General features: G+C 65.1%; 13 protein-coding genes. 8 read left to right on the top strand and 5 right to left on the bottom strand.

Annotated elements, in window-relative coordinates:
* Window positions 1-658 precede the first annotated feature (658 nt).
* The gene (locus GOSPT_RS09385) at window positions 659-2,482 is read left to right on the top strand and encodes a DEDD exonuclease domain-containing protein (protein ID WP_051993803.1); all 1,824 of its coding nucleotides are present in this window, start codon (window positions 659-661) and stop codon (window positions 2,480-2,482) included.
* Window positions 2,479-2,757: an Lrp/AsnC family transcriptional regulator gene (locus tag GOSPT_RS09380; RefSeq protein WP_005176218.1), complete on the top strand. Its 279-nt coding sequence runs from the start codon at window positions 2,479-2,481 to the stop codon at window positions 2,755-2,757. The genes GOSPT_RS09385 and GOSPT_RS09380 overlap by 4 nt, the downstream gene beginning before the upstream one ends.
* A gap of 36 nt (window positions 2,758-2,793) precedes the next feature.
* On the opposite strand, the gene trpD is transcribed toward GOSPT_RS09380, so the two are convergent.
* Window positions 2,794-3,858, bottom strand: coding sequence for an anthranilate phosphoribosyltransferase (trpD, locus tag GOSPT_RS09375; protein WP_039855421.1), 1,065 nt, complete (start codon window positions 3,856-3,858; stop codon window positions 2,794-2,796).
* Between the two features lie 91 nt (window positions 3,859-3,949).
* Window positions 3,950-4,462, bottom strand: coding sequence for a hypothetical protein (locus GOSPT_RS09370; protein WP_051993801.1), 513 nt, complete (start codon window positions 4,460-4,462; stop codon window positions 3,950-3,952).
* A 160-nt stretch (window positions 4,463-4,622) separates the two neighbouring features.
* On the opposite strand from GOSPT_RS09370, the gene ctaE reads away from it, so the two are divergent.
* The 5 genes from ctaE to GOSPT_RS09345 all read left to right on the top strand — a co-directional run bounded on the left by ctaE (window position 4,623) and on the right by GOSPT_RS09345 (window position 10,712).
* Entirely contained in the window at window positions 4,623-5,237 is a 615-nt protein-coding gene (ctaE, locus tag GOSPT_RS09365) for an aa3-type cytochrome oxidase subunit III (RefSeq protein WP_174273044.1), read from the top strand.
* A 118-nt stretch (window positions 5,238-5,355) separates the two neighbouring features.
* The gene (qcrC, locus tag GOSPT_RS09360; protein ID WP_005205528.1) at window positions 5,356-6,324 is read left to right on the top strand and encodes a cytochrome bc1 complex diheme cytochrome c subunit; all 969 of its coding nucleotides are present in this window, start codon (window positions 5,356-5,358) and stop codon (window positions 6,322-6,324) included.
* Window positions 6,321-7,481: a cytochrome bc1 complex Rieske iron-sulfur subunit gene (gene qcrA, locus GOSPT_RS09355; RefSeq protein WP_005205527.1), complete on the top strand. Its 1,161-nt coding sequence runs from the start codon at window positions 6,321-6,323 to the stop codon at window positions 7,479-7,481. Before qcrC ends, qcrA begins: the two co-directional genes overlap by 4 nt.
* Window positions 7,478-9,091 carry a cytochrome bc1 complex cytochrome b subunit gene (qcrB, locus tag GOSPT_RS09350; RefSeq protein WP_005205525.1) on the top strand — a complete coding sequence of 538 codons (1,614 nt, stop codon included), beginning with the start codon at window positions 7,478-7,480 and terminating at the stop codon, window positions 9,089-9,091. The genes qcrA and qcrB overlap by 4 nt, the downstream gene beginning before the upstream one ends.
* Before the next feature lie 112 nt (window positions 9,092-9,203).
* Window positions 9,204-10,712 carry a bifunctional phosphatase PAP2/diacylglycerol kinase family protein gene (locus GOSPT_RS09345; protein ID WP_005205523.1) on the top strand — a complete coding sequence of 503 codons (1,509 nt, stop codon included), beginning with the start codon at window positions 9,204-9,206 and terminating at the stop codon, window positions 10,710-10,712.
* A 56-nt stretch (window positions 10,713-10,768) separates the two neighbouring features.
* Here the strand turns inward: GOSPT_RS09345 and GOSPT_RS09340 are convergent, their stop codons facing one another.
* The 3 genes from GOSPT_RS09340 to ctaC are packed head-to-tail and all read right to left on the bottom strand — an operon-like array spanning window position 10,769 to window position 12,851.
* Window positions 10,769-11,317, bottom strand: coding sequence for a GNAT family N-acetyltransferase (locus GOSPT_RS09340; protein ID WP_005205522.1), 549 nt, complete (start codon window positions 11,315-11,317; stop codon window positions 10,769-10,771).
* A 23-nt stretch (window positions 11,318-11,340) separates the two neighbouring features.
* Window positions 11,341-11,757 carry a cytochrome c oxidase subunit 4 gene (locus GOSPT_RS09335; RefSeq protein ID WP_005205519.1) on the bottom strand — a complete coding sequence of 139 codons (417 nt, stop codon included), beginning with the start codon at window positions 11,755-11,757 and terminating at the stop codon, window positions 11,341-11,343.
* Window positions 11,754-12,851 carry an aa3-type cytochrome oxidase subunit II gene (gene ctaC, locus GOSPT_RS09330; protein ID WP_005205517.1) on the bottom strand — a complete coding sequence of 366 codons (1,098 nt, stop codon included), beginning with the start codon at window positions 12,849-12,851 and terminating at the stop codon, window positions 11,754-11,756. The genes GOSPT_RS09335 and ctaC overlap by 4 nt, the downstream gene beginning before the upstream one ends.
* 416 nt (window positions 12,852-13,267) lie before the next feature.
* Here ctaC and asnB point away from each other — a divergent pair, with 416 nt between their 5' ends.
* The gene (asnB, locus tag GOSPT_RS09325) at window positions 13,268-15,193 is read left to right on the top strand and encodes an asparagine synthase (glutamine-hydrolyzing) (protein ID WP_005205515.1); all 1,926 of its coding nucleotides are present in this window, start codon (window positions 13,268-13,270) and stop codon (window positions 15,191-15,193) included.
* Window positions 15,194-15,225 lie beyond the last annotated feature (32 nt).

Here is a 15,225-nt window from a genome sequence, read left to right as displayed (position 1 = left end):
ACCCCCGCGAACCTCTCCTGTTGGAGCGGGACGCTTCGCAAAGGTCTCGGAAAGGTTACGAAACCGGATGCGTGTCTGTCCACTAACCGACAAACAGCGTGTTCGACGGCCGCACCTCAGCCAGCACGCAATGTCGGCGATCCAGACGACGAATTGGCCGCTTGAACTGCACAGATGGTTGCTCTTGCAGATCGTGCATCGGCGTTGGAGGCCATTGCAGCATGCGTGAATGTATCGATGGCGGCATGGATCTCGGCGTCGTTATCTCGGGCCTCTCTCGGCCATCCGCGCCGTACGCCAGCGGCGGCATCCTGGCTGTTCAGCGGGCCGAAAAGCACTGTCATCACACAGCCGTCGCATGCGTGGTCGCGACCGGGGCAGGTGCTGCAATCGATGTCCATGATGTGATCTCCGTCTCAGTGGGGTGAAATCCTCGGGGATGCGCATGTCGTCGGGAGGCTTCCCCTCCTCCCGCCGGCGTCGCGCACCACTGACTCCTTCTGACGGGGAGACTAGGCACCCCCACCGACAAGTCCGGTCGACCGCGTCGAGCAGATGTCGCGCCTACAGGCGGCCCAGGGCAAGTCGCAACATCCGGAACACCTGTCTCACCAGCAACGAACCATCGGTGTCGGTGGTTCGAACTATTGTTCGCGACGTGACGTCCTTTGGTGACCAGCTCTCGTTCTCTGACCTCGCGAGCTCCGACCTCGAGGGCTCCGATGTCGAGAACGCTCTCGACGACGAGTTCTCCGATCGGTCCCTGTTCGACACCACGCTCGTCGTGGTCGACCTCGAGACCACCGGCGGAAGTGCCACGAACGACCGCATCACCGAGATCGGCGCGGTGAAGATCCGCGGCGGTGAGGTACTCGGCGAGTTCGCGACCCTCGTCGATCCGGGACTACCTATTCCTCCGCAGATCGTGGCGCTGACCGGGATCACCGAGGCGATGGTCTACGACGCGCCGCGTATCGACGAGGTCTTGCCGTCATTCATCGAATTCGCGCGCGGATCGATTCTCGTCGCCCACAACGCCCGGTTCGACATGTCGTTCCTGCGGCAGAACGCCCTGCGCCTACACCTGCAGTGGCCGTTCAGCGCAACACTGTGCACGGTCACCATGGCCCGACGCATCCTCGGACGCGACGAGGCGCCGACGGTGCGCCTGTCCGCCCTGGCCGATCTGTTCGACGTCACAGTCCGCCCCACGCACCGCGCCCTCGACGACGCCCGCGCGACCGTCGAGGTCTTTCACCATCTGCTCGAGCGCGTCGGGAATCAGGGCGTGCAGAGCTATCGCGAGCTCACCCGCTACCTGCCCCGCACCGATCCCCGACTGCGCGCGAAGCGGCACCTTGCCGACCGCATCCCCGCGCGCCCGGGCGTCTACCTGTTCCGCGGGCCAAGCGACGAGGTCCTCTACGTCGGCACCGCATCGGATCTCCGTCGACGTGTGAGGTCCTATTTCTCGGGAGCCGATCCCCGACGCAGGATCGGCGAGATGGTGATGCTCGCCGAACGCGTCGATCACGTCGAGTGCGCGCACGCGCTCGAGGCAGGAGTTCGCGAGCTCCGATTGCTCGCCGCGCACGCCCCCGCGTACAACCGACGCTCGACACAACCCCACCGCGGCTGGTGGGTGACGCTGAGCAATGAGCGGTTCGCGCGGCTGCGCGTCGCCCGCACCCCGGGAGAAGTGGGCATCGGGCCGATCGGTAAGCGCACCACGGCGACCGCGATCGCCGACCTCATCGCTCACGCCGCAGGGTTACGCACCTGCACAACCCGTCTCGGCGCGACCGCCAGCCATCATTGGTGTCGACTCCCCGACGACGGCGGTCAGGTCGTCGGTGGATGTGCCGCCGCCTCGACACGCCCCCAGACGCTTCCCGACTACCTACCCGCGGTCACATCCGTCGTCGACCTACTACTCGGACGATCCGACACCATCCTCACGCGGCTCTCACACCGGCTCGACGTGGTCGCGGGAGCACAGATGTACGAGACCGCCGCGCGCCACAGGGACCGGATGGCCGCAACCATCGATCAACTCGCACGGAGTCAGCGTCTGAGTTCCCTCTGCGCGATCACCGAGCTGGTCGTCGCACGCTCAGACGGCGCAGGCGGCTGGGAGTTGGCGGTCATTCGGCACGGACGCCTCGCTGCGGCGGGCACCGCTCCTCGGGGACACGCACCGATGCCGGTGGTCGCGGCGCTGGTCTCGGCGGCCGAGACAGTGCTGCCAGACGACACCCCGCTTCGGGGCGCCTCGCCGGAGGAGGCAGGTCTGCTCTATCGCTGGGTGTCCGACCCCGCCACGCGCATCGTCGACGCCAGCGACCCGCTCGCCACCCCCATCGGATCGGCGCAGCGCTGGCTGGAGTGGTCACACAGCGCCCACGAGGCGCGGGGCATCCGCACGTCGGGTCACCGGTCACGCCCGCGCGCCGATGGTGGCCGACTACGCTTGCCCGCATGATCACCGCCATCGTCCTGATCGACGCCGACGTCCACCAGATCCCCGAAACGGCACAGGCCGTAGCCGACATCCCGGGCGTCGAAGAGGTGTACTCATGTGCGGGCGATGTCGATCTGATCGCGAAGATCCGCGTGCGCGACCACGAGCAGATCGCCGAGGTCGTGACCGGAAAGATCAATCGGCTACCGGGAGTACGACACAGCGCGACCCACATCGCGTTCCGCAGCTATTCGTCGAGCGCGGTTGAGGGTGGCTTCTCCATCGGCGAGGAGTGACCCTCACCGAAGTGACCCACACCGGGCAGTCGGTACCTAGTTGTTGGCGAGTTCTCCGCTGACCTGAGCCCACCGGTCGAGCAGCCGCGCGGCAGCGCCCGAATCGATCGACTCCGCGGCGCGCTCGGTTGCCGCCGCGAATGCCGCGGTGAGCCCGGCGTTGTCGGTGGCTGACGTCTGCTCGTTGGCGACGAGTGCCCCCGCAGCATTGAGGAGCACCGCGTCGCGTACCGGACCCGTCGTTCCCGACAGCAGTTCCCGCGCGATGGCGGCGTTCACCGTCGCGTCTCCGCCCTGCAGCGCCGAGAGGTCGACGTAGTCGATCCCGAGGTCGCGCGGATCGATCGTCAGTTCGGTGACCGTGCCGTCGACGACCTGCCACACCGACGACGTGGTGGTCGTCGTGAGTTCGTCGAGGCCGTCGTCGCCACGCACCACGAGTACGGAACTGCCCCGCTCTGCGAATGCACGCGCGAGAACCGGAGCGAGATCGTCGAACGCACACCCGATCAATCCCGCACGCGGTTGTGCCGGGTTCGTCAGCGGGCCGAGCACGTTGAACACAGTCGGGATACCGATCTGCTGGCGTGCGGGAGCGGTGAAGCGGAACGCGGGGTGAAAGACCGGGGCGAAGCAGAACCCGATGCCGATCTGGTCGATGCACGCGGCAACCTCGGTGGCACCGAGCGAGATCGTCACGCCCAGGGCCTCCAACACGTCGGCTCCGCCGCTCTTCGACGACGCCGCGCGATTACCGTGCTTGACCACCGGCACGCCTGCAGCGGCGACGACGATCGACGTCATCGTCGAGATATTGACGGTGTGCGAGCGGTCGCCTCCCGTTCCGACGATGTCGATCGCCGCACGGTCGGTGTCGACGAGGGTGGCGTGGTCGAGCATCGCTTGCGACAGGCCTGCGAGTTCTGCCGGCGCAGCGCCCTTCATCTTCACGCCGACGCCGAACGCGGCGATCTGCGCCGACGTCGCGCTATCGGTCATGACCTCGTCCATGGCCCATCGTGCCTGGTCGACGGTCAGGTCGATGCCGTCGGTGACGGCCCCGAGGACCTGCGGCCAGGTGTAGCTCTGCTCGCTGCTCACCCCATGCACCTTAGTTGACCTGCGCACACGACCTGCTCGCGGTCACGCCCTGCGTCGTGCGATGCGCACGCAGCGAAGCCCGCGGTGCGATTCACCCCCGCCGCTGGACTATCTGCCACCCCACCGCGACACCCGCGTGCCTCGACGCCAAGCTCGCCATTCGCGAGCGCTCCTGCGAGAGGTGCAGCGCGTCGACGAGCTGGACGCGCGCAAGAACCACCGGTGCCAACCCGGCCGGAATCGCGAACCGGTCGGCGACAACGTCGACGGGTATCGCCTCGTACTCATCGAGCGCAGCCAGGCCCACTGCCGCCTCGACACTCTGGTCCGGCAGCGCCAGGACATGCCTCACCACGGCCTGAGCGTCGGGACGCAGCGTCGAAGTCTCGAGGATCGATGAGCTCGACGCTGCCTCGTCGTCGGACTCACCGACCACGACGACGTCGCGCTCGGTCACCGTGAGGACGTCGCGCGGCGTGGCTCGGCCTCCGATCATCGCGCGCCGCAACGTTTCCCAGCGTCGCGGCGCCATCGGCCGACCGTTGAGATCGAACTGTCGGCCGTCGCGCCGCGACTCCGGATCGTCGTGGTCGGAGGTACCCATGGAATCGAGCAAAGCACGGCGCCGACCCCTGGGTCCACCGGCACCCCTGACACGCCGAAAGACACCTCCGACCGGCGCCTACCAGCGGGAAGAGAAATAGTTCCCACGAATATCCGACCCGAGTGGTCAGGGCGTACTACGAACCGTCATACTTCAACCTGTGACTAGCGCTGTAGGTACCTCGGGAACAGCCATCACCTCGCGCGTGCACTCGCTCAACCGCCCCAACATGGTGAGTGTCGGCACGATCGTGTGGCTGTCCAGTGAGCTGATGTTCTTCGCTGGACTCTTTGCGATGTATTTCGTCGCACGCGCCAACGCCGGCCCAGCCGGTTGGCCGCCGGAGCCCACCGAACTGAATCTGAAACTGGCCATCCCGGTCACCACCGTCCTCATCTTGTCGTCGGTGACCTGTCAGATGGGCGTGTTCGCCGCCGAGCGCGGCGACGTCTTCGGGTTGCGCCGCTGGTACATCCTGACGTTCGTGATGGGCGCCTTCTTCGTCTGCGGCCAGGCCTACGAGTACTACCACCTGGTCGCCGAGGGCACGACCCTCTCGTCGAGCGCCTACGGCTCGGTCTTCTACATGGCGACCGGCTTCCACGGCTTGCACGTGATCGGCGGTCTCGTCGCCTTCATCTTCCTGTTGGTCCGCACCAAGCTCGCCAAGTTCACTCCGAACCAGGCGACTGCTGCGATCGTCGTGTCCTACTACTGGCACTTCGTCGACATCGTGTGGATCGCCCTGTTCGTCACCATCTACTTCATCCGATGAGCACTTCATCCGATGACACCGATCGCAACGAATAACTGACATGAGGCGAGAACGGTTCCATCCCGAACCACGTTCTCGCCAACAGCTGAGAAGTCCGTCCGCTAGTAGAGAGACCACGATGAGTTCATCTCCACCGGGACCGTCGGATAGCCCTTCCGACGTCGGTCAGGTCGACACAGTTACCTCGAGCAAGGCGCCGAACGCCGCGAAGAAGGCTCGTTCGCGTCGCAAGTTGCGCCGCCGCGCCAGTGGCGCGCTGCTGCTGCTCGCCGGCCTCATGATGGCAGGCGTTCTCGCGTCGTTGCTGTCGCCCAAGCCCCAGGTCGCCGTCGCAGATACCAACGACGCCGCTCTGATCCAGGACGGCAAGAAGCTCTACGAGAGCTCGTGCATCACCTGCCACGGCGCCAATCTGCAGGGTGTGGCCGACCGCGGCCCCTCGCTGATCGGCGTAGGCGATGCGGCCGTCTACTTCCAGGTTTCCACCGGCCGTATGCCCGCCGCACGTGGCGAGGCTCAGGCCCAGCGCAAGCCACCGAAGTTCGACACCGCGCAGATCGACCAGCTCGGCGCCTACATCCAGTCGCAGGGTGGCGGTCCGCGTCCGCTGTTCGAGAAGAATCCGGATGGCACCCGCAAGACCGAGAAGGTCATGCAGCGTCAAGCCGACGGTTCGATGAAGGAAGTCGTCCTGCCGGTCCTCGCACAGGACTCGCTGCGCGGCGACAACCTCGGCCGCGGTAGCGAACTGTTCCGTCTGAACTGCGCGTCGTGCCACAACTTCACCGGACGCGGCGGTGCGCTGTCGTCGGGTAAGTACGCGCCGACGCTCGACCACGTCAAGGAACAGCAGATCTACACGGCGATGCTCACCGGACCGCAGAACATGCCGAAGTTCTCCAATCGCCAGCTCTCGCTGGACGAGAAGAAGGACATCATCGGCTTCATCAAGTACGTCACCGAATCCAAGCCCCAGGGCGGACTGAGCCTCGGCGGCTTCGGCCCGGTCAGTGAGGGCATGGTGATGTGGTTTGTCGGAGTTGTGGCGGTCGTCGCCGCCGCGATGTGGATGGGATCACGAACATGAGCACCACGGACAAGGACACTCCGTCCGCTGATGAGCTTGACCAGATGACCAACGATGAACTGGTCAAGCTCGGTACCAACCTCGACGGCGTCGAGATCATCCATCGCGGTGAGCGCTTTCCTGAGCCGGGCACGAAGGCCGAGAAGCGCGCAGAACGCCAGATCGCCGTCTGGCTGATCATCGCAGGCATCTCCGCGCTGGCCTGCTTCGTGATCTTCCTGTGGAACCACTGGGAGTTCGCGCTGCCGGGGACCTCCGACTACTGGCGCTACACCCTCAACACACCGTTGCTCGGTGTGACGTTCGGTCTGTCGATCCTGTCGATCGGCGTTGCGCTCGTCCTCATCACGAAGAAGTTCATCCCGTCCGAGATCGCGGTCCAGGACCGTCACGACGGTCCGGGATCGACCGAGGTCGACAAGAAGACCATCGTCGCCGAACTCGTCGACTCGGGCTCGAAGTCGACGCTCGGCCGTCGCAAGATGCTGATCGGCTCCGGCCTCTTCGCATTCGGTGCGCTCGCGCTGACCGGCGTCGTCGCAGGCCTGGGTGGATTCATCAAGAACCCGTGGGCCAAGCGCGAGGACGCTCCCCTGTGGCATACCGGTTGGTCGCCGATCTACAACCCCAAATCGCAGCCCAACGAGACCGTCTTCCTTCGTCGCGATACCGGCAACCCGCACCAGGTGGCCCTGGTCCGGCCCGAGGACCTCGACGCAGGCGGCATGGAGACCGTGTTCCCGTGGCGCGTCTCCGATGGATATGGCGAGACCGAGGAGTCGCGCGAGAAGCTGCTCTGGGGACTGCGCTACGTCTCCAACCCCGTGATGCTCATCCGCTTGCGTCCCGAGGACGCAGCCCGGGCGATCAAGCGCAAGGGCCAGGAGAGCTTCAACTACGGCGACTACTTCGCCTACACGAAGGTCTGCAGCCACCTCGGTTGCCCGACCTCGCTGTACGAGCAGCGGACCAACCGCATCCTCTGCCCGTGCCATCAGTCGCAGTTCAACGCACTCGAGTACGCCAAGCCGGTGTTCGGTCCGGCCGCGCGTGCACTGGCGCAACTGCCGCTGACGGTCAATGATCAGGGGTACATGGTTGCCGCAGGCGACTTCATCGAACCCGTCGGACCCGCATTCTGGGAGCGCAAGTCATGAGCAATCGTCTCGCGAAGCAGGCCGAAGAGGTCGATTCCCGGTACCACCTCGCCGCGGGTATGCGGCGCCAGATCAACAAGGTGTTCCCGACCCACTGGTCGTTCATGCTCGGTGAGGTCGCGCTCTACAGCTTCGTCATCCTGCTGATCTCCGGTGTGTACCTGACCTTCTTCTTCGATCCGTCGATGTCCGAGGTCACCTACCACGGCGCATATCAGCCGCTCAACGGCGTCATGATGACCCGCGCGTACGAGACCACCCTGAACATCTCCTTCGAGGTGCGCGGCGGTCTGTTCGTACGCCAGATCCACCACTGGGCAGCGCTGCTGTTCGCGGCATCGATCATCATCCACATGGCCCGCATCTTCTTCACCGGCGCGTTCCGTCGCCCGCGTGAGGCCAACTGGATCATCGGCTGCCTGCTGCTGGTCCTGGCGATGTTCGAGGGCTTCTTCGGCTACTCACTGCCCGACGACCTGCTTTCGGGCACGGGCGTTCGCGCCGCGATGAGCGGCATCGTGCTGGGAATCCCGCTGGTCGGTACCTGGATTCACTGGGCACTGTTCGGTGGACAGTTCCCCGGCGACATCATCATTCCGCGCCTCTACGTGCTGCACATCCTGCTGTTCCCGGGCATCATCCTCGCTCTGATCGGTGCCCACCTGGCGCTGGTGTGGTACCAGAAGCACACCCAGTTCCCCGGCCCGGGACGCACTGAGAAGAACGTTGTCGGCGTCCGTATCCTGCCGGTGTTCGCCGCCAAGGGTGGAGCGATGTTCGCGTTCACCGCGGGCATTCTCGCGATCATGGCGGGCATCTTCCAGATCAACCCGGTGTGGGTGATCGGACCGTACAACCCCGCACACGTGTCGGCCGGTTCTCAGCCCGACATCTACATGATGTGGACCGACGGTCTAGCCCGTCTGATGCCTGCGTGGGAGCTGTACCTGGGTCACTACACGATTCCCGCGATCTTCTGGGTCGTCGTGATCATCACGCTCATGTTCGTCGTGATGTTCGCCTACCCCTGGATCGAGAAGAAGTTCACCGGCGACGACGCTCACCACAACCTGCTGCAGCGTCCGCGCGACACCCCGGTGCGCACGGCTATCGGCGCGATGGCGTTCTCGTTCTACATCATCCTGACGTTGAGCTGTATGAACGACATCATCGCCCTGAAGTTCCACATCTCGCTGAACGCGACGACGTGGATGGGTCGTATCGGTCTCATCATCGTGCCGCCGATCGCCTACTTCATCGCGTACCGGTGGGCCATCGGCCTGCAGCGCAGCGACCGCGCGGTGCTCGAGCACGGCATCGAGACCGGCATCATCAAGCGTCTGCCTCAGGGCGAGTACATCGAGATCCACCAGCCGCTCGGCCCGGTCGACGATCACGGTCACGCGATCCCGTTGCCGTACGAGGGCGCTGCGGTTCCGAAACGAATGAACAAACTCGGGCAGTCCGGCGCTCCGGGCACCGGTTCGGTGCTTGTCGCCGACCCGCCCGAGCAGCAGAAGCGCAACGTCGAGTTCGAGCACGAGCAGGAACGCGAAGAGATCGACGCCCTGCGCGAATTGCAGGCCAAGGGCGGCAACCCGCTCGACTGACCAGCTCTCGAAAACAGCAGTCTCCACACGGCTGCCGTCGCACTCCCGACGGCAGCCGTGTGTTGTTGTGGGACAAGCACTCCCCTCCCCCGCCGACCGCTACGGTTGAACGATGACACGAGTGCGACACATCGGACATCGCGACAAAGACCAACTACATCAGCTGACGAAGGAGCTCGGCACACTCGACGCCAACCTCTTCCAGGCGATCGCTCGTTCACCGAGCCCGCTGCTCGATAAGACGATGCCCAAACTCACCGCGGCAGCCGACTATTCGAAGCTGTGGATGGGCATCGGAGCCGGACTCATACTCAGCGGGCGCCCTCGCTGGCAGCGAGCAGCGGTCCGCGGGCTCGCGTCGCTCGCAGTGTCCAGTCTCGTCACCAACCAGGGCGCAAAACGGATCCGGCAACGCAAGCGACCCTCACCGTCGGTCGTGCCACTGGTGCGGCGGGCGGCGCACCAGCCGACGTCGAACTCTCTGCCGTCAGGCCATTCAGCAAGTGCCGCAGCCTTTTCCGTCGGTGTGGCGCTCGAGTCCCCGCCACTGGGCCTGGTCATGTCTGCACTCGCAGGCCTTGTCGGACTGTCCCGCGTCGCCACCGGAGCGCACTATCCGGGCGACGTGTTCATCGGGTTCGGGATCGGCGCAGCGGTAGCCACGCTCGGTGGCAAGATCGCGCCGCCGATCATCCCGCACAACATCGCGACACCCACCCCCACCACCGAGGCTGCGCCGCTACCCGTCGACGGTTCGGGACTGGTGGTCCTCGGTAACCCGGCGTCGGGTGACGGCAACAGCGAGAAGGTGCTTGCGGCCGTCCGGGCGGAGCTGCCGGGCGCCGAGATCATCGAACTCGGGCCAGATGACGACTACGCGTCGGTCGCGCGTGACGCAGCTCGACGAGCCAGCGCGCTCGGGGTGTGCGGCGGCGACGGCACGGTGGCCACCGTCGCGGCAGCGGCGCACGCGGCCGACCTCCCGCTCGCCGTCTTCCCCGGTGGCACGTTCAACCACTTCGCACGCGACATCGGGTGCGACACCGTCGATTCAGCGCTCGCCAAGGTAAGTGCGGGCGTCACGACCGCCGTCGACGCGGCAACACTCAACGACGAACGGCTCATCCTCAACACGGGGAGCATCGGTGCCTACCCCCATTACGTACGCGCCAGGACCAAGTGGGAGCACCGCGTGGGCAAGGGTGCTGCCAGTGCACTGGCGATGCTCCAGGTCGCCCGTCACTCCACACCGGTCGAGATCACCATCGACGGTAAGACCGTCAAGACATCACTGTTCCTCGTCGGAACGTCGATGTACGGCTCGGCAGGGTTTGCACCGGCACGACGCGAAAGACTCGACGACGGGCTCCTCGACGTCCGCTTCCTCGAGGCAGGCAAGCGGCTGGCGACCCTACGGGTACTGGCGAGCCTCGTGACCGGGCTGCTGCAGCGATCGAAGCTCTACCACGAGATGCAGGTGCCCGAGTTTGCCTTCACCACCGACGAACCCACCACCATCGCCCACGACGGCGAGGTCGGCGAGTCGTACACCTCCGCGCGTTTTCGCGCCGAGTACAGAACTCTGAAGGTCTACGGCCACAGCATCGTCGACGAGGACTGAGCCTTACGCGGCGGGCCGCACCACCCACGAGACCGCCGGATCACCAGACCGCCGCATCACCAGACGTCCCCGGCTCTCCAATCGCAGGAGAGCCGGGCGGTGGTTGAGGAAATCTCGACGTTGCGAACCAGAACCGCCCCCTCGTCGTCGGGGGTCGGCGCCCATCCGTCCGGGCTGAGCACACCGAGCGTGCCCAGCCACGGGGTCCAACCCCGCGACTCGTACAAATGCCTGCCGGCGTCCGAGGCACCGAGCGCGCCGAGGTCGTACGCGTTGTCGATGACGTCTTCGATGGCTGCCATCAGCGCATCTCCCAGCCCCTGACGTTGATGGGTTGGCGCGACAGCGACCGCCTCGACGTAACCGCATCGTCGTGGTTGGTCGTCGATGAGCAACGACCGGGCGACGACGGCGGCGTGACCGATGAGTTCGTCGGAATCGTCGACGATGAGTGCGTGCATCCCACCGAGCGCGTGGTCGAGGTCGGTGCTGTCGAAGTCACCGTCGAACGCCGCGTCGAGTAGGCGCATCAGTTGGGGCATCCGCCCCGGCTCGAGGTGGGCGGTATGACAAAGCCGCACCCGAGGGTCGGATGCGGCTGTCATGGAATGCGAGATGGGTCGGTGTGTCAGTGCTTTTCGGGTCCGACGATGTACTCGAAAACCATTCCGGCAGCACCACCGATGATGCACGCCGCCGCGAAGATCGCGAGCCAGAGGTTGCCGGTGGCGAATGCGACGGCAAACAGGGCTGCGCACGCGGCGATCACGATCGGCCACCACGAACCCGGGCTGAAGAAGCCGAGTTCGCCTGCGCCGTCCTCGATTTCGGCGTCCTCGTAATCCTCGGGACGGATCTCGACGCGTCGTGAGACGAACCGGAAGTAGGTACCGGCAATCAACGTCAGTCCGGCGCTGAAGAACATGCCGGTGACACCGACCCACTCGACGCCGTTCTCAGTGAGTGCGGTCAACACCGTGTAGATGACACCGCAACCTGCGAAGAAGAGCGTGAGCAGCTCGAAGAGTCTCGCTTCGATTTTCACTGAAGTGCTCCGATCGTGCAGTTCGCAAGCTTCGTGTTGCCGGCGTCACCGGACGCTCCGACGGACCCGTCTGTGGCCCGACGCGTATCGAACGGAACGGTCACAACCGACTCGGGCTGCTGGCAGATGTGCTGCAGCGCTTGCGCGTTCGTCTTGCCGGGGTTCTCCTGCCGGTACTTGATGTACGCGTCGAAGTCCTGTGGCGACACTGCACGAACCTCGAAGTTCATCATCGAGTGGTACGTGCCGCACATTTCCGCGCAGCGACCGACAAATGCACCTTCACGGTCGATCGAGGAGATCTGGAAGCGGTTGTCGGTGTGGTTCTGCTTCGGGAACGGCATGACGTCGCGCTTGAAAAGGAACTCCGGAACCCAGAACGAGTGGATGACGTCAGCAGACGCCAGATCGAACTCGATCCGCTTGCTCGTCGGCAGCACGAGAACGGGGATCGTCGCCGACGATCCGACAGTCTCGATCTGGTTGAACTTCAGGTAGTCACGCACGTCGTTGCTACGGCCACCGTCGGGGCCCGGAAGCTCGATGGTCTCGCCGTCGTGGATCTGACGGGTGTTCGCGGTCTCGAGATCGAACGGGTTACCGTCGCGGACGAAGCCGTTGTACTTACTACCGTCGTCGAACGTGACGTCGCGGTAGCCGAACTTCCAGTTCCACTGGAACGCGGTGACGTCGACGACGACCTTCGAATCGTCGGTCTTCTTCTCGACGTTGGTCTGAACGATGACGGTGAAGTAGAAGAGCACCGCGATGATCACGAACGGGATGGCCGTATATGCCAGCTCGAGCGGCACGTTGTAGGCGGTCTGGCGAGGGAACTCGTCCTTGCCCTTACCCGGCTTGTAGCGGTGGAAGGTGATCGTCCAGAAGATCAGGGCCCAGACGATGATGCCCATCACGAGTGCCGCGATGACCGACCAGCTCCACAGGTTGCCCATGTCCGTGGCCTCGGGGGTCACACCGTGCGGCCAGCCGAACCGCATCGCGGTTCGTCCGTCGCAACCCGACATCAACAGTGCGCCGACGCCAAGCGCCGCGACAGCTCCGACCCGCTTGAGGCCGACCCGGTTGGCCATCCGCGACGCCGACGAGGCACGCCGTACGCGGGGCCGTTCACCGTGTGCCAATTTCACGCCTTCCTGCCAGCTCGGAACCGTCGATCAGACGTCCGAGTCGCATCCCACCTGACCTGCAATGACACGCTTGGCGACATCGAACCCGCAGGCAACAGTCACCGTGCAGCGGGCACCGAAGCGCAGCCTTCGCGCCATGTACTACGCAGCGTAGACCAACTCGCGGGAACTTTTTCGGTTGGGGTGACTTCGCGCGTCGAAATCGTTTTCCGGCCCAGGTAATGCCCTCCCGACCGCGTGTTTCGACGACCCGCGAGCCCTATCCGGAAGGTCGCCCCGACCCCGCATACGGCATACTCGTCACCGCGGCGGTGACGTCATCGCCGCCCCTGTTTTCCACGTCGAAAGAGGCTTTACTGGTGTGTGGCTTGCTCGGTCTGCTGACCTCCGATGAGACGGCGGCTGGTGCCGTCGACCTCGTCGCCAACGCCTCGCACTGCATGCGCCACCGCGGTCCGGACGAGCCCGGCACGTGGAACGACGCCGACATCGTGCTCGGCTTCAATCGCCTGTCGATCATCGACATCGATCATTCGCATCAGCCACTGCGCTGGGGACCGCCGGAGAACCCCGACCGGTACGCGCTCGTCTTCAACGGCGAGATCTACAACTACCTCGAGATCCGCGCGCAGCTCGCCGCGGACGAAGGCGCGACGTTCCGCACCGAGGGCGACGGCGAGGCGATCGTCGCGGCCTTCCATCACTGGGGACCCGACGCCGTCCGACGCCTTCGCGGGATGTTCGCCTTCGCGATCTGGGACACAGAGACACGCTCGCTGTTCCTCGCCCGCGATCCGTTCGGCATCAAGCCGATGTTCATCGCGACCGGCCCCGGCGGGACCGCGTTCGGCAGCGAGAAGAAGAGCCTCCTGGAGCTGATCGGGCGCCTCGGCCTTCCCGACACCCTCGACGAGCGCGCACTCGAGCACTACGTCGTGCTGCAGTACGTTCCAGAGCCCGAGTCGCTACACTCATCGATCCGTCGGCTCGAGTCCGGTTCGTACGCAACCGTGCGTCCCGGCAGCGCGCCATCGGTCACCCCCTACTTCAGCCCGCAGTTCTCGGTCCGGCCCTTCACCGACGCCACACGTCAGAAGCGCTACGACGAGATCGCCGACGTCCTCTCCGACTCCGTCGCCAAGCACATGCGCGCCGACGTCACCGTCGGATCGTTCCTGTCCGGCGGTATCGATTCGACGGCCATCGCGGCGCTCGCGATCCAGCACAACCCCGATCTGATCACCTTCACCGCAGCGTTCGAGCGCGAAGGCTATTCGGAGGCCGACGTCGCAGCGGAGTCTGCGGCCGCCATTGGGGCCCGGCACATCGTGCGGACCGTCACCCCCGAGGAGTACATCGCCGCGATCCCGGAGATCATCTGGTACCTCGACGATCCGGTCGCCGACCCCGCACTCGTCCCGCTGTACTTCGTGGCCCAGACCGCTCGCGAGCACGTCAAGGTGGTGCTCTCGGGCGAGGGCGCCGACGAACTCTTCGGCGGGTACACCATCTACAAGGAGCCCCTCTCCCTGAAGGGCTTCGACCGCCTGCCCTCCACGCTTCGACGCCTCGCGGGCAAGGTCTCCGACCGCATCCCCGAGGGCACCCGCGGAAAGAGTCTGTTGCATCGCGGATCGTTGACACTCGAAGAGCGCTACTACGGGAACGCACGGAGCTTCGACGACGCCCGGCTGCGCGCCGTGCTGCGCGACTACCGTCCCGAATGGACCCACACCGACGTCACCGAACCCATCTACGCGCGCAGCGACGGCTGGGACCCTGTCGCGCGGATGCAGCACATCGATCTCTACACGTGGCTGCGCGGCGACATCCTGGTCAAGGCCGACAAGATGACGATGGCCAACTCACTGGAACTGCGCGTGCCGTTCCTGGACAACGAGGTCTTCAAGGTCGCCGAAGCATTGCCGTTCGACGAGAAGATCAGCCATGGCACCACCAAATACGCTCTCCGCAAGGCACTCGAGCAGATCGTCCCGGCGCACGTGCTGCATCGCAAGAAGCTCGGATTCCCCGTCCCCATCCGCCACTGGCTCGCCGGCCCGGAGATGTACGACTGGGCGCGCGAGACGATCGAGAAATCGCAGACCGACTACCTGCTGAACAAGCAGCCGATCCTGGACATGCTCGACGAGCACCGCGCAGGCACCGTCGAGAACAGCCGACGCCTCTGGACGCTCCTGATGTTCATGATCTGGCACGCGATCTTCGTCGAGAAGACGCTCATCCCGAACATCACCGACCACAGCTACCCCGTGCGGCTGTAGTGATCTCGACAAGCTCGATCAGCGGAGTGGCT

It is taken from the genome of Gordonia sputi NBRC 100414 (genome assembly GCF_000248055.1).
GTDB lineage: Bacteria > Actinomycetota > Actinomycetes > Mycobacteriales > Mycobacteriaceae > Gordonia > Gordonia sputi.
This window is presented reverse-complemented; position numbering and strand designations above follow the sequence as displayed.